Genomic DNA, 14506 nt, shown 5'->3' with positions numbered 1-14506 from the left:
CATCCGGGAACCGGGCCGCTCGGCGCGGCGTCCCAGTCGGTGGATTCGGGCCACACCATCGGGGGGTCGACCGTGGCCGCATCACCGCAACGCTTCGGCTGCTGGACGACCGGACCGCTCCTCGGGCAGGGCGCCATGGGCAGAGTCCATGTCGCGCACGACGGCGCGGGCCGCACAGTCGCCCTCAAGGTCGTGCACCGCTTTCTCGCCGGGGACGAGGAATTCCGGGGCCGCTTCGCCCGCGAGATCGCCGCTCTCGGCGCGGTCCGCGGCCCGTGGACCGCGGCGCTCGTGGACGCGGACCCCGGCGCCGCCGTGCCCTGGCTCGCCACGGAGTACGTCCCGGGTCCCACACTGGCCGCGCGCGTGCGCGAGGGCGGTCCGCTCCCGGTGTCCGAGTTACGTTCCCTCGCCGGCGCCCTGGCCGGAGCGCTCAGCAGCATCCACCGCGCCGGGCTCGTCCACCGTGACCTCAAGCCGTCGAACGTGCTCCTCTCCCCCGCCGGACCCCGCGTCATCGACTTCGGCATCGCGCGGGCCACCGACGGCACCCGGCTCACCGCGAGCGGCGCGACGCCCGGCACCGCGGGGTACGCGGCCCCGGAGCACCTCACCCAGGGCGTTTCCACGCCCGCCGCCGACGTCTTCTCGCTCGGCGCTGTCCTCGCCTTCGCGGCGACCGGCCGCGCCCCCTTCGGCAGCGGCCCGTCTGACGCCGTCGGCTACCGCACCGTGCACGCCGAGGGCGTCCCGGAGGAGCTCCTTCCGCTGATCTCCGCCTGCCTCGCCAAGACCCCGGCGGCCCGGCCCGCGCCGCGCACCGTCGCCCGCATGGCGGGGCTTCCGCTGCCGGGCAGCAGGCGCCGGGCGTTCACCGGCTCGCCGTGGCGGGGGTAGTGGTGGGGCTGCTGCTCGTGCCGGGCGAGGAGCGCGGGGGCGAGGGTGGGAGCGGTTCCGGGGGTTCGGGCTCCGGTTCCGGCTCCGCGGGCGGGGCCCGGCCCGACGGCGACAAGATCCCGAAGCGGCTCGGCAAGGTCACCGAGGCCCTGGGGCCGCGCGCCATGCGGCCCCTCGGTGACCCCGCGAGCCCGCTCGGGAACGTACCCCTGGACGGATCGTGGTCGGAGGAGTGGGCCCAGCGGCCCAAGCCACCGGCCGCCGGTGAAGGCAGCAACACGTCCAAGGACCGGCAGCAGCTGGTCGGCGTCTGGCTCACGGACAAGGCCCTGATCCGCGCGAACGAGGACGCGGTCCGCGCCTTCGAACCGTCCACGGGAAAGGTCCTATGGACCGCGAAGCCGCCGAAGCCGGGGCTCAAACCGTGCGCGATGTCGCGGACGGCCACGGACGACGGGAGCCGAGGAGCCGTCGTCTTCGGCCCCGACCCGGACTTCAAGAAGGGCTGCGACCGGCTGGCCGTGCTCGACCTGGCCAACGGCGACATCGCCTGGTCGAAGTCCCTGGCCGTACGGAATCCGCCCGCGCCCAGGGCCTGGACGCGGGTCGGCATCGCGGGCGACACCGTCGTCGCCCTGTCCGCCGCGGACGAGGCCGGTTACGCGGTCGGCGACGGTGACCGGCGGTGGGGGCGCCCCTACTTCGCCAAGGGCTGCGTACTCCAGACCGCCCTGGTGGGCCGGGCCACCGTCGTCGAGTCGGCCACCTGCGGCGACGACGGGCAGCGGCGCGCCCGCGTACGCGAGATCGATGCGAAGGACGGTTCGGTGCGCTGGGCCACACAGCTTCCCGAGGACGTGACCGGGATGACGCTGGCCACCGCCGAGCCGGTGTCGGCGATGCTCTTCGTCGAGGACTCCAAGGACCTGCCCCTGCAGACCTTCGACGCCAAGGGCCGCCGGGGGAAGCCGCTCGCCAACAAGCAGTCGTTCGGGACCGTCACCACCAGCGGCTTCGGGTCCGCGTTCGACGGGCCGAAGGGCTGGCGCGACGTCGTCGTCACCGAGTACTACAACAAGAAGGGCTTCGGGGTGCTCGCCGTCGACTCGGCCACCGGCAAGGTGCGCTGGCGGCACCCCTACACCGACGCGACGAGCGCCATGGTCCTCGGCGTGGACGACCGCGGGGTCCTGGTGGCCGACGGGGACGAGAGCAAGGGATTCAGCGACGAGGCACGGCTCCAGCGGCTCGACCTGGACGACGGGGACGTCACGTCCGGGGGCACCATCGGGAACGCCCGCGACTTCGGCGGCGGGGCGACGGTCGTGGTGCACGACGGCCGGGCCGCCGTGTTCAGCATCCTCGACGAGGACGAGGGCCCGATCGTCATCGGCAGCGCGGACAGTACAGGGTGACCGTGCCGGTGAACGGCCCTGGGAGCGGCGGGCGTTGGGTCGGCGGCTATGAGCTGACGCGGCGGCTCGGCTCGGGCGGCATGGGCGAGGTGTATCTGGGGCGGGACCGTGAGGGGCGGCAGGCCGCCGTCAAACTGGTGCACGCCGAGCTGGCCGACGACCCCGAGTTCCGGGCGCGCTTCCGGCAGGAAGTCGCCGCGGCCGAGCGGGTGTTGAGCTATTTCACGGTGCCGGTGGTGGGCGCCGACCCGGAGGGCGATCCGCCGTGGCTCGCCACGAGTTACGTCGACGGACCCTCGCTCGGCGAGGCACTCGCGCAGGGCGGTCCGCTGCCGCACGACCGGCTCTGCTCGCTGGCCGCCGCGCTCGGCGAGGCGCTCGTCGTCATCCACGGCGCGGGCATCGTGCACCGTGACCTCAAACCGTCGAACGTACTGCTCACCGACGACGGGCCGCGCGTCATCGACTTCGGCATCGCACGCGCCGCCGACGCCACCGCGCTGACCGGTACGGGCATGATGATCGGCACCTTCGGCTACGCGTCGCCCGAGCAACTCACCGGCTCCGCACCGGTGGAGGCCGCGTCGGACGTCTTCTCGCTCGGCGCGGTGCTCCTCTTCGCGGCGACCGGGCGGCATCCGTTCGGCGAAGGGCCCGGAGCCACGATCGCGTACCGGACCGTGCACGAGGACGCGGACACCGCCGGTGTCACCGGGCCGCTCCTGCCCCTCGTACGCGCATGTCTGGCGAAGGAGCCGGGGCGGCGGCCCTCGCCCCGCGAGGTGATCGCGGCGGCGCGGGCCGCGCAGTCGGCCCTCGCACCGTGGGACGGCTCCCCCTCCCCCGAGCCGACCTCCTACCGCCTGGCCCCGCCCCCGCCACGGGCCGCTCCCCCGCCGCCGGTGACCCCGCCGCGGCGCCGTCGCCCGTGGTGGCCGCTGGTCGCGGCGGCCGCCGTGCTCGCGGTCCTCGCGGCGGTGTTCGTGCCGCGGCTCCTGGACGACGACGCAGGCGGCACCCCGCAGGGCAAGAAGCCCGGCGGCGGCACGTCGAGCAGCTCACCCCCCGCCTCCACCTCGCCGAACGAGAGCGCGCGTACCGCGCCCGCCGGACCCGGCAGCGACGTACTCCCCGCGGCGCAGGCGGAAGGCGTACGCGAGAAGAAGTGGACGGCCGACGTCTCCGGCAGTGACGACGAGCGCTTCCTGCTCGGCGGCTGGCTGCACAAAGGAACGGCCGCCCGTGTCGACTGGCTCGGCGCGCGCGGCTACGACGCGGCAAACGGCGACGAGCTCTGGATGGTCAAACCCCCTAATAATCTTCGGACTTGCTCGGCTTCGGCGGGCCCGAGCGCGACGTCCGGCGGCATCGGCGCCCTCGGCTTCGGCAAGGACCCGAACCGGCAGGCCAAGTGCACACGCGTCGGCGCCGTCGACACCGGCAGCGGAAAACTCCTGTGGCACAAGGACATCGGCGCATCGCACGGCGCGGGGATCACGCTTGGCATGACGGGCCGGGCGCTCGTCGCGTCGGGCGAGCGCGGGGTCGTCGGCCTCGACCGCCGCACCGGCAAGGAGCTGTGGCACTACACGGAAGGGGTCGACAACTGCAGCCTGTTCATCGCGACGGTGGGCCGGCGCACGGTCGTCCTCCTCCAGACCTGCTCCGGCGGAGACGGTGTGGCCACGAGCGCCAACACCGTGCGGGAACTGGACGCCGCCACCGGTGAGGTGCGCTGGACGCACCGGCTGCCGGTCAATGTCACCGAGCCGCGGGTGCTCACCACCGAGCCGGTGGCCGTCTCGCTGGGGCGGGGCGGCGACGGCAGCAAGAACTCACTGCTAGTCCTCGACCTCAAGGGGCGCGCGCACCACGAGGTCGCGGTGAACGGTCCGTACGGCGAACTCGACCTGGTCCGGGGCGAGGACGACGGCAGAATGCTGTCCGAGGGCGACATCATGGCCGCGCAGACGAGGGGCCCGTCCGGCAGACAGGCCGAACTCGTCGTGATCGACACGGAATCGGGCAAGGTCCGCCTCCACGAGCCGCTGCCGTTCGGCGCCATGAACCTGCTCTCGCTGGGCGACGGCAAGGTGACCGGCATGGTCGAGTACAGCTCCCCCGACGAACCGACCCACATCGTGCGCTTCGACCTCGACGACGGCTCGACGGACGGGGACGGCACGCTGCCGTACGTGGCGGCCATGGACGGCATCGGCAATGTGGTGGCGGCGAGCGGGCGGCAGGTGGTCGTCTTCGCGTCCAGCTCGAAGTCGCGGATCGGGGCGGTGGGCTTTGGCTGACGTACCGTCAATCTCCTGTCCCTGGAAGCCTCGTTGGTGGACGATGGACGCTCCAGGGGCGGGCGGGCGGACGGTGAGGGTGATGACGCAGAGCAGCATGCCGGTGCGGTGCCCCGTCTGCCGGCGCGAGCATCTGTACGCGCCGCCGACATACCCCTGCGGATGCGGTGCCCCCGTGGTCCCGCCCCTCGCGCGCGGCGCCGCGGTGTCACCGGTCACCGACCGGACGTGGGCGGACGCGTGGGTGAGCGTGCGCTGCCAGGTGTGCGGGCACCGGGGTCAGTGGCCGCAGCCGGAGCTGGGGTGCGGCTGCGGGGCGGTGCTGCGCATACCGGTGCGTACGCCTCCGACGGCTCCGGCGCACATCCCGCTCCCCCGGACGGCTCCGGCGCCGCGCCCCGCGTTCCAGCCGATCGCCGTCCGTACGGCGCGGGACGTGGTGACGGTGGCCGCGCTGTATCTGCGGTGGCTGGGGTACCGGGACATCAGCGGGGCGGTCGAGCGGGCGCCGTCCGGCGTGCGGGTCGCCGCGGAGGGCGTGATCGCGCTGATAGAGCCATCGGTGCGCCCCCTCTCCCTCCGTGACGTGGAATGCCTGTGGCTCTCCGCCATGGCGGCCACGACGACCTGCCTCTGCTTCTCCCTCGCCGGCTACGAGGATCCGGCCCATGCCCGTGCGCAGGCGCTGTCGATCCCCCTGTTCCTCATCGACCTCACGGGCACGCCGCAGCCGGTGAATTCACCGGCGGACGAGCTGCTGGCGATGGGGGTGTAGTACGCCGCAGGGCAATCGGGTGGGTGGGAGCGATCCGCCGCGAAGCGGCGGGCCAGAAAATCCCGCCCCCGGACACACCGGACCGGGCATAGTCGGCACATGCGCATGCACCCGCGAATCCGCCCCGCCACCCCCGCCGACCTGGCGACGCTCCAGGACATCGAGCGCGCGGCGGGCGAACCCTTCCGCGCCCTCGGCATGGTCGCGATCGCCGACGACGACCCGCCCACGGTGGAAACCCTGGACCGCTTCCGGCGCGCCGGGAACGCCTGGGTGGCCACCACCCCGGGGCACGGTGCCGACGACGACGCCCCCGTCGCGTACCTCCTCAGCGAACAGGTGGACGACGCCGAGCACATCGAGCAGGTCTCAGTGCACCCCCGCGCCGCGGGCCACCGCATCGGCCGTGCCCTGATCGAGCACACCGCCGACCGCACCCGCAGGCCCCTCACGCTCACCACGTTCGCGGACGTCCCCTGGAACGCCCCGTACTACGCCCGCATCGGATTCCGCGTGCTCGACGAGGCCGAACTCACCCCGGGGCTGCGGAAGATCCGCGCCCACGAGGCCGAGCTCGGCCTCGACCGCTGGCCACGGGTGGCCATGCGCCGCGACCTCGCCCCAGGCGGAGCTACGCCCCGTACCGCTCCCTGAGTTCGATCTTCCGCACTTTCCCAGACACGGTCATGGGGAAGTCGTCCAGAATCCGCAGCCCGGCCGGCACCTTGTAGTGGGCCAACTGCCCTTCGCAGTAAGCCCGGAGCTCCTCAAGCGTCAACGGATCCTCCGCGTCCCTCAGGATCACGCAGGCGAGCGGAACCTCCCCGTACCGTTCGTCGGGAACCCCCACCACCTGGACATCCGCGATCTTCGGGTGGCCGTACAGAAACTCCTCGATCTCGCGCGGGTAAATGTTCTCGCCGCCCCGGATGATCATGTCCTTGATCCGCCCGACGATCTGGACGTAACCGTCCTCGCGCATGATCGCAAGGTCACCCGTATGCATCCAACGCCCCGAGTCGATCACCTCGGCCGTCCGCTCGGGCTCGTCCCAGTAGCCGAGCATCACGCTGTAGCCCCGAGTGCACAGCTCACCGGACGCGCCGCGCGGCAGCGTCACACCACTCACCGGGTCGACCACCTTGACCTCGATGTGCGGCAGCACCCGCCCCACGGTGCCGGTACGCCGCTCCAGGTCGTCGGTACGCCGCGTCTGCGTCGAGACCGGCGACGTCTCCGTCATGCCGTAACAGATGGAGACCTCCTCCATGTGCATCTCGGCGACCACCCGCTTCATCACCTCGACCGGACAGGGCGAGCCCGCCATGATGCCGGTGCGCAGCGAACTCAGGTCGTACGTCGCGAAGTCGGCGAGGTTCAGCTCCGCGATGAACATGGTCGGCACCCCGTACAGCGAGGTGCAGCGCTCGCGCTCGACGGCGTGCAGCGTGGCGACGGGGTCGAAGGAGGGCGCGGGGATGACGATGCAGGCCCCGTGAGAGGTGGCCCCCAGGTTCCCCATGACCATCCCGAAGCAGTGATAGAAGGGCACAGGAAGACACACCCGATCCTGCTCGGTGTAGCCGACCGTACGCCCAACCCAGTAACCGTTGTTGAGGATGTTGTGATGGGAGAGGGTGGCCCCCTTGGGAAAGCCGGTCGTGCCGGACGTGTACTGAATATTGACGGGATCGTCGCAACTCAACTCGGCCTCGCGGGCGGCGAGTTCGGCGCCCGAGACGGTGGCGGCCGCATCGAGCAGCACATCCCAGGAACCGTCCTCGATGTAGTGGACGGACCTCAGCTCGGGACAGCCGGGCCGCACCTGATCGACGAGCGATCGGTAGTCGCTCGACTTATGGGACTGCGACGCGACCAGGACGGTCACCCCGGCCTGCTTGAGCACGTACTCCAACTCATGTGCGCGGTAAGCCGGGTTGATGTTGACCATGATGGCGCCGATCCGCGCGGTGGCGTACTGCACGAGCACCCACTCGGCACAGTTCACCGCCCAGATGCCGACCCGGTCCCCCTTGGCGACCCCGCTCCCCATGAACCCGCGCGCCAACTGCTCGACAGCCGCCCCGAATTCGGCGTAAGTCCACCGCGTGCCCGCCGCCACGTCCACCAGCGCGTCCCGCTCCGGCCAGGCCTCGACGGCCCGGTCGAGGTTGCGCCCGATCGTGTCACCGAGCAGCGGCGTGGAGCTCACGCCGTGCGCATACGAGAGCTCACTCACCGGAAGTCCTCCTCGCGGTACTCGGCGTCCGGCCCTGCCGCGGTCGCCTCGCGCAGCTCGATCCGGCGGATCTTGCCGGAGACGGCCTTGGGAAACGCACCGAACTCCAGGCGGCGCAGCCGCTTGTAGGGGGCGAGGACCGCACGCGAGTGCTCGAAGAGCAGCTTCGCGGTGTCGGGTCCCGGTTCGTATCCGGCGGCGAGGACGACATACGCCTTGGGCACGGCAAGCCGCACCGCGTCCGGCGCGGGCACGACCGCCACCTCCGCGACCGCCTCGTGCTCAAGGAGCGCGCTCTCCAGCAACGGATCCACGCTCCCCCAGATCTCCAACGGCGGCAGCGTGATGCCGTTCTCTGTGATCCGCGTCCCCGGCATACCTGTCAACACATCCATGAGCTGCTCCCAGAACCCTGTCCGAAGCCACCGAAGCCACACGCTGGACAGGTTGCCCGGCGGAGACGGCAGGTCACTCCAAGCACACCCCACGCGGGCCTTGTGAAACACGGCGCCAAGTGTGACCCGGGGGTCCGCGCTGCGTCGACCCTTGCGTGCCCGGAAGAGTGGCTCGACCTGCGAGCATGCGTCGTCCGACAGCAGCGGCACGTACCTGTCCCGCGTACGCACCCTGCACCGCCGACATTCGCGTCGGCCCGTGTTCGCCGCCTGCTGCGGCTTGGTCAGGATCGCCGCTGGCGGCGCTCCAGGGCCTTGGCCGCACTGCGCCGCTTGGCGGCAAGTACATCCACCGGTGCCCCCGCTCCCTTGGCGGGATCTTCGTTCCAGCTGCGGAGCTTGGCGACGACGTCGGGCAGGCGCTTGTCGTCGGGGCGTGCGTCGATGTAGAAGAGGGCTTCGTCCGGCTTGGTGTCGTCGCCGCCCCAGCGGACGACGCCGTTGAGCTCAGCGAGTATGTCGCGGATTACGGTCAACTGGCGGGGAAAGAAGCCGCCCTTGGCGCCGTGCGGGTAGTGGCCGGGGCGGATCTGCACTGCGGTCCCGGAGGCTTGGTTGCCTTCTGGCAGCCCCTTGCGGACTTGCCCGGGCTTGCGCCAACCGACCACCTCGCCCTTGCGCAGAGTGTCGATCTCGTAGTGGAAGCGACGGACGACGTGGACGAGGACGGTTTCCGCGTCGCCCATGCGCACCGCCACGCCTGCGAGCGGGGTGCCAGGGACGGGGCGGGTGTGGATGTTGCCGCTGTCATCGGCGACCCGCTCCATCTCCCATCCGTTGCGGGACGCCTTGCCTGTCATCACCCGTCTTGTCCGTGCCTGCGCTCTGCGTACCGCCTCGCGCACCTTCGCCGGTGTGGGATCCGTGCCTGCCGCATAGGCGGGAGACGACAGCAGGTGCGAGGCAGGGAGGGAGGCGGCGATGGCGGCTCCGGAGATGACGGCTGTGCGCGCGAGGACGGTTCGGCGCGATATGTGCGGCGTGTTCAACTGGAGGTCTCCTTCTTGGAGTTGTCTCTGGCGCGGGACTCCGGCGCGAAGGGCGCGGAAGCGGCGAGTACGGCTGCGGTCAGCGCGAATCCCACCGCAGCGGGGTTGACGTAGCCGGGAACACCGGCGGCGTGCGTCCGGTCGCCTGCAACGTGGCAGCCAAGGCGCAACGGGATGTAGCTGGCCTCGTACCGGTCGATGTCGGCTGCGCGTGCTTGCCCCACCGCTTCTCGGCACTCCTGGGTGACGGCCGTGTCGTCCATCAGCGCGAGGTGGAAGGCGCCCCAGACGTACACAGCTGCCGCGGCGGCGGCTGCGAGAGCGGCGAGACTGCGGAGCAGGGTTCCCGGTCCTGTACCCCTGACGCCCTGCCGGGCCATGGTCGAGAAGCCGTAAACGGCAAGGCCGGCCGCGACGATCAGCCCGACCAGGATGATCAGCACCAAGGCAAGAGGGCTATGCCCCTCGAAGGGGTCGGATGCCGTCATCTCGCTCACCGCTCTTTCTCACAGGTTCCGGACGATGCCGTTGTATTTCTCAAAGATCTGGTAGAGCGCCATGCGCTTTCCCGCGTGCTCTTCCGCCTCGGTGCCCCAGCCCTGGAAGCGGCGGAGGACCTCGAAGATCTCCTTCTCCGTGTAGTCCAGGCGCATACCGCGCATGATCTCCTCCCCATTGGGAGGGTTCTGGCCGCCCGGCTTACCGTCCGTGGCCCACAGGTGGCTCATGGCCACGGTCGAGATGCTGAACGCATTGTCCTGGTTCACCTTCTGCCACATGGTCCAGATATCCCCGCCCAGGGCGGCCCCCTGAGGTCGCCGGGGTCGGCCAGTCCCTGCAGCTGACCCGCACGTACCGCTTCGCCGGCGGCTACCAGGACCCGACCGGGCTCTACCACAACGAGGCCCGGTACATGGACCCGCGCACCGGCCGCTTCACCCAGCCCGACCCCTCGGGCCTGGAAGCCAACCCCTACCTGTACGCCTCCGGTGACCCCAACGGACTCTGGGGCATACCCGGGTGGGGGAAGGTGAAGAAGGTCTGGAAGAAGCACAGCGGCGCCATCCTCGGAATCGGGGTCGCCGCCGGGTGCAGCTTCGCCAGCGGCATGACCGCAACAGCAGCTTGCGTCGTCGTTGGAGCGGGTCTGGCGAGCGCGGGGGCCCACGCTGCCTCTGGGGAGAACCAGACCCTCGGCGGGTATTGGTCGGCGACCTGGCAGCCCATGGCATGGGGGCGCTGGTAGCTTCGCGGGGAAGCTCGGCCCTGCGGTCAACCGCCTACTGGCGCTTCGAAAAACGCTTTGGTGGCCGTCCGCCCACCAGAAGGCAGAAATTCTCCGCGAGGCACCCCGTGCTCATCGGGACACTCGCAGGGGTGGTCATGTTTGCGATTTTCCTCCCTATATCCCTGGATGCAGGTAACGGAGATCCCTGACCTGGATCTCGTATGAGGGTCTGCCGACAGCGTCGGCAGACCCTCCAGATGAAGTCGCAGGTCGCTGAGCCTTTTCCAACCTCGCACTGAAGTTGCGAGGTGGAGCGTCTGGACGAGAATCCCTTGCGGCAAAGGGCAGTTCGCTGCCAGAGGAGCAAGCGGCGCGGCAGTTGACCACTTCATGGGGAAGACGAAGCTGATGGCCTGAGCGGCGGGATCACGGGCGGAATTCTTGGCCCGCTTGCGCCTGCCTTCGTGGGAGCTCCGAGGCCGGGGCAGGAGCCCACCCCGTGGGTGGCTGGATGGACATACCCACTCTCTCGCTGCGGCCGACATAGGTGACGTACCCATCGGCGTCCAGCGAGCCGATGTCACCCGTGCGGTAGTAGCCGTCCGCCATCACCTCACCTCGGCGGTGCGCTCCGGGTCACCGTCGTAGCCGGTCATCAGGCCGAAGCGGAGCCGGCGGGGGCGGTCAGTGGATCTCCACGCCGCCTTCGTTCGTGTGCACGGTGACCGTGTGCTTGCCGTCGCGGTTCCAAGGCAGGGTGACGTGCGGGGTTCCGGTCTTGCTCTGCGCCTGGATGTAGTAGCCGGAGCGGCGCGGCAGGGTCAGGTCGACGCCGCCCTGGTCGGTGGTGACGGCCGCGGCGGTGGGGGCGGTCGCGAAGGTGGCGCGGACCTCGCCCTGCCGGGTCCTTGCCTCGAAGGTGGCGGGCTTGGCGTCCTTCACGTCGATCTGGCCGCTGGTGGTGTGCAGCACGAGCGGACCCCGCGGGTTGGTGAGGTCGATGGCACCGGCATCGGTGGTCAGGGCGAGGCGTCCGGTGAGATCGCTTCCGGTGATCTGACCCTGGCCGGAACTGACTTCGGCCGCGAGGGCGGCGGGCAGGGTGATGTCCAGGTTCAGGGAGCAGTCGTCGCCGCAGGAGCCGGTGACCGCGGTCGTCTTCCCCGAGGACTTCACCGTCACCTTCGGCGGGGTGTCCGCGTAGTCGCCGGTAGCCGTGACGTGGACCTTGGAGTCATGGCCGGCGTGCAAGGTGACGCCGCCGTGGGTGCCGACGCGCAGCAGGGTGCTGGACGCGGCGTTCGCGGTGTGGTCGGAGGAGTACTTCTTGTGGGCGGGAAGGGCGCTGGTGACCAGCCAGGCGCCGGTGCCGGCGACCACGACGAGGATGATCAGGCCGACGGCCAGGATCCAGCGGTTCTTGCGCGTTGCCATGTCTTTCAAGCTCCCAAGTAACGTAGAACAGCGAGTACACGGCGGTGTTCGCCGTCTTCCGGGTGCAGCCCGAACTTCACGAAGATGCTGCGGATGTGTTTCTCGACGGCGGCGGAGCCGACGCACAGTTCGTCGGCGATGCCCGTGTTGGACCGGCCCTCCGCCATCGCGGCCAGCACGTCGCGCTCCCGGGGCGAGAGCGTGGCCATGGGGTCCTGCCTGCGACTGCGGGCGAGCATCTGCTTGACCACCTCCGGGTCGAGGACGGTGTCGCCGGCCCGCACGCGCCGCAGGCCGTCGACGAACTCGTCCGCGTCCGAGACCCGGTCCTTCAGCAGGTAGCCGACGCCGCTGGTTGCGCTCTCGATGAGATCGACGGCGTAGCTCTGCTCCACGTACTGGGACAGCACGAGCACCCCGGTCTCCGGCCAGCGGTTGCGGATGACGAGGGCGGCGCGCAGGCCCTCGTCGACGAAGGTGGGCGGCATCCGTACGTCGACGACGCAGACGTCGGGCCGGTGCTCGGCGACGGAGCGCAGCAGCGCCTCCCCGTCCCCGACGGCGTCGACGACGTCGATGCCGGCGTCCCGCAGGAGCAGGACGATGCCTTGCCGCAGCAGGGCGGAGTCCTCGGCGATCACTACGCGCATTGCATTTCCACTTCGATCAGGGTCGGTCCACCGGGCGGGCTGGTGACGCGCAGTCGGCCGTCGACGCCGGAGACCCGGTCGGCCAGGCCCGCGAGTCCGCCGCCCACCGAGACCTTCGCCCCGCCGACGCCGTCGTCGCCGATCGTCACGGCCAGCCGGTCCGCGGTGCGCCGGATCCGCACCCAGGCCTTCCGGGACTGCGCGTGCTTGGCGACGTTGGTGAGGGCTTCGGTGACGACGAAGTAGGCGATGCCTTCCACGGTCGTCGACGGGCGAGGTGCCACATCCACGTCGACGTCGACCGGGATCGAAAGACGGGCGGCCACGGCGGACAGGGCGGCGTCCAGACCCCGGTCCGTGAGGACGGGCGGGTGCAGCCCGCGGGTGAGATCGCGCAGTTCGTCGATGGCCTCCTGGGCGCTGGCCCTGGCCTCATCCACCAGCTCGAGCGCCGCGTCCTGGCCGGAGCCCTTGAGCCGGGAGCGGGCCCGGCCGAGCGTCATCGCCATGGCGACCAGGTGCTGTTGGGCGCCGTCGTGCAGGTCGCGTTCGATGCGCCGGCGTTCGGCCTCGGCGGCGTCGACCACGCGGGCCCGGCTCTCCGTCAAGTACTCGACCCGCTGGGCCAGTGTGACGTCGCGGGGCAGCGCAAGGAGGGTGCGGGCAAGCAGCATGTCGACGGCGAGCAGACCACGCACCGCCAGCGGGGCGAGGGTGGCCCACAGCAACAGCGTGACCGCGGAGACCAGGAGCGCGGTACCGAGGTCGCCCACCGTGAACAGGCCCAACGAGGCGGATCCCGAAGGTAGTTGGGTGTAGGAGGCGGGCAGAATCACCAGAGCGAGCGGGACGCCCCACACCAGCGCGCTGCCGAGCAGGGTCACCAGCGACCAGGGGGCCAGCACCCCGAAGTAGGCCACCAGGTGCCAACTCGACCGGCTCCTGGCGAGCGCCGCCGCCGACCCGAGCAGCGGTCCGGACAGCGCGGGACGCGGCTGCGGCGGTATGTCCAACTCGCAGATGGCGGACCAGCGTTGGCGCTCGGCGGCGCCGAGCAGATGCAGCACCCGGCCCGCGAGTATCACCAGCGGTACGCCGACAAGACCGGCCGGCACCAGGCAGACCGCGGCACCGAGCGCGGTCAGCACAGCCAGGCCGGCCACACCCATCACCGCGTCGGTGGCCAGCTGGACGCTCGCCCGCCACAAGTACGGGGACCCCAGGGCCCGGTAAGGATTCGGTGGCAGGGCCGGGCCCTGCGGTCGTGCCATCGGTTGTTCACCGGCGATCACGGGGTCACCCGATTCCGACCGGTGGTCGGCTTCGCGGGTGTCGGCCAGAACCATGCGGCCCTCCTCGACTGACGATTCCTGATTACACCAGGACGGTAGCGAGGCTGTGGCCTGGGGTGATACGAGGACAACCGACGAGTCGGGGGTAGGGATAACCCACCCCCGGTTCGTGGGTGCACGTGACCGACAGCGCGGCACCCGGTCGACCAGAGTGATCCGTATGACGAAGCAGAACACGGCAGTAGAGGGCGACACGCTCATCGCGGACGCCCCCACGCAAGCAACGCCCCGGCCGAACCCGCTTCCCGTGCGGAGCTGCTCCGGTTCGTCGACCGGTACGGCGATCTGATCGACCACCGCATCGCGGAGATCGCCGACGAGGCCGTCGATGTGGCGATCAGCACACGTGCGGCACGCCGACGGCGGCTGTCCTGGTTGCGGCTCTGCATGGTCGTCGCGGCTCTGTGCGGGGTGTCGGTACTGCTGCGGGAGGCTCCGTACGCGGTCGCCGCGACGTGGCTGGCGGGCGCGGCCCTCAAGGTGGACTTCGATGCCACCGCCGCCCTCGACGCGGGGGCCGCGGCGGCCCTGGAGCGACTGCGGGACGCGTTCGTCGAAGCCTCGACGTCGGTCCCGCTACGCTCCGGCGAGATGGTGTTCGTGGACAACCGCCTCGCCATCCACGGGCGTTCGGCCTTCACCCCGCGCTACGACGGCCAGGACCGCTGGCTGCACCGCACGTTCGTCCTCCTGGACAACCGCCGCACCCGCGGCAGCCGCCCCGGCAACGGCAGCATTCTCGACTGATCCGCACGCGACAGGTCGTGCC

The 14506-nt window shown here is 70.9% G+C and carries 14 protein-coding genes and 3 pseudogenes; 8 read left to right on the top strand and 9 right to left on the bottom strand.

Features of this window, described 5'->3' with window-relative positions:
- Positions 1 to 72 precede the first annotated feature (72 nt).
- The 5 genes from OG453_RS30680 to OG453_RS30660 all read left to right on the top strand — a co-directional run bounded on the left by OG453_RS30680 (position 73) and on the right by OG453_RS30660 (position 6044).
- Entirely contained in the window at positions 73 to 897 is an 825-nt protein-coding gene (locus tag OG453_RS30680) for a serine/threonine-protein kinase (protein WP_266871813.1), read from the top strand.
- Positions 885 to 2312, top strand: a complete 1428-nt coding sequence (locus OG453_RS30675) for a PQQ-binding-like beta-propeller repeat protein (RefSeq protein WP_266871812.1) — start codon at positions 885 to 887, stop codon at positions 2310 to 2312. Before OG453_RS30680 ends, OG453_RS30675 begins: the two co-directional genes overlap by 13 nt.
- Positions 2313 to 2320: 8 nt before the next feature.
- Positions 2321 to 4615: a protein kinase gene (locus tag OG453_RS30670; protein WP_266871811.1), complete on the top strand. Its 2295-nt coding sequence runs from the start codon at positions 2321 to 2323 to the stop codon at positions 4613 to 4615.
- Between the two features lie 82 nt (positions 4616 to 4697).
- On the top strand, positions 4698 to 5390 hold the full coding sequence (locus OG453_RS30665; RefSeq protein ID WP_266871810.1) for a hypothetical protein: 693 nt from the start codon (positions 4698 to 4700) through the stop codon (positions 5388 to 5390).
- A 99-nt stretch (positions 5391 to 5489) separates the two neighbouring features.
- Complete coding sequence (locus OG453_RS30660; protein WP_266871809.1) at positions 5490 to 6044, top strand: GNAT family N-acetyltransferase; 555 nt, start codon at positions 5490 to 5492, stop codon at positions 6042 to 6044.
- Here OG453_RS30660 and OG453_RS30655 read toward each other — a convergent pair.
- The 6 genes and pseudogenes from OG453_RS30655 to OG453_RS30635 form a co-directional block, all read right to left on the bottom strand.
- Positions 6022 to 7629, bottom strand: coding sequence for an AMP-binding protein (locus OG453_RS30655; protein ID WP_266871808.1), 1608 nt, complete (start codon positions 7627 to 7629; stop codon positions 6022 to 6024). The genes OG453_RS30660 and OG453_RS30655 overlap by 23 nt on opposite strands.
- A pseudogene (locus OG453_RS30650) lies at positions 7626 to 7931 on the bottom strand (AMP-dependent synthetase); the annotation flags it as partial. The gene OG453_RS30655 and the pseudogene OG453_RS30650, both read right to left, overlap by 4 nt.
- Before the next feature lie 102 nt (positions 7932 to 8033).
- Positions 8034 to 8234, bottom strand: a pseudogene (locus OG453_RS45380) (transposase); the annotation flags it as partial.
- Positions 8235 to 8308: 74 nt separating this feature from the next.
- Positions 8309 to 9073 carry a hypothetical protein gene (locus tag OG453_RS30645; RefSeq protein ID WP_266871807.1) on the bottom strand — a complete coding sequence of 255 codons (765 nt, stop codon included), beginning with the start codon at positions 9071 to 9073 and terminating at the stop codon, positions 8309 to 8311.
- Positions 9070 to 9570 (bottom strand): hypothetical protein, encoded by a 501-nt coding sequence (locus tag OG453_RS30640; RefSeq protein ID WP_266871806.1) that lies wholly within the window; start codon positions 9568 to 9570, stop codon positions 9070 to 9072. The genes OG453_RS30645 and OG453_RS30640 overlap by 4 nt, the downstream gene beginning before the upstream one ends.
- Positions 9571 to 9579: 9 nt before the next feature.
- Complete coding sequence (locus OG453_RS30635) at positions 9580 to 9852, bottom strand: hypothetical protein (protein ID WP_266871805.1); 273 nt, start codon at positions 9850 to 9852, stop codon at positions 9580 to 9582.
- A gap of 53 nt (positions 9853 to 9905) precedes the next feature.
- Here OG453_RS30635 and OG453_RS30630 point away from each other — a divergent pair.
- Positions 9906 to 10070 (top strand): annotated as a pseudogene (locus tag OG453_RS30630) (RHS repeat-associated core domain-containing protein); the annotation flags it as partial.
- Positions 10071 to 10985: 915 nt separating this feature from the next.
- Here the strand turns inward: OG453_RS30630 and OG453_RS30620 are convergent.
- The 3 genes from OG453_RS30620 to OG453_RS30610 are packed head-to-tail and all read right to left on the bottom strand — an operon-like array spanning position 10986 to position 13731.
- The gene (locus OG453_RS30620) at positions 10986 to 11735 is read right to left on the bottom strand and encodes a DUF4097 family beta strand repeat-containing protein (RefSeq protein WP_266871804.1); all 750 of its coding nucleotides are present in this window, start codon (positions 11733 to 11735) and stop codon (positions 10986 to 10988) included.
- 5 nt (positions 11736 to 11740) lie between these two features.
- Positions 11741 to 12385 (bottom strand): response regulator transcription factor, encoded by a 645-nt coding sequence (locus tag OG453_RS30615; protein ID WP_266871803.1) that lies wholly within the window; start codon positions 12383 to 12385, stop codon positions 11741 to 11743.
- The gene (locus OG453_RS30610) at positions 12376 to 13731 is read right to left on the bottom strand and encodes a sensor histidine kinase (protein WP_266871802.1); all 1356 of its coding nucleotides are present in this window, start codon (positions 13729 to 13731) and stop codon (positions 12376 to 12378) included. The genes OG453_RS30615 and OG453_RS30610 overlap by 10 nt, the downstream gene beginning before the upstream one ends.
- A 166-nt stretch (positions 13732 to 13897) precedes the next feature.
- Between OG453_RS30610 and OG453_RS30605 the strand changes: the two genes are divergently transcribed.
- The gene (locus tag OG453_RS30605; protein ID WP_266871801.1) at positions 13898 to 14026 is read left to right on the top strand and encodes a hypothetical protein; all 129 of its coding nucleotides are present in this window, start codon (positions 13898 to 13900) and stop codon (positions 14024 to 14026) included.
- A 41-nt stretch (positions 14027 to 14067) separates the two neighbouring features.
- Positions 14068 to 14484, top strand: a complete 417-nt coding sequence (locus OG453_RS30600) for a TauD/TfdA family dioxygenase (protein WP_266871800.1) — start codon at positions 14068 to 14070, stop codon at positions 14482 to 14484.
- Positions 14485 to 14506 lie beyond the last annotated feature (22 nt).

Origin of the sequence: Streptomyces sp. NBC_01381 (assembly GCF_026340305.1) — a bacterium.
In the GTDB taxonomy this organism is placed as follows: Bacteria; Actinomycetota; Actinomycetes; order Streptomycetales; family Streptomycetaceae; genus Streptomyces.
Note: the sequence above shows the minus strand (reverse complement) of the source record. Positions and strands in the feature narration are given on the sequence as shown.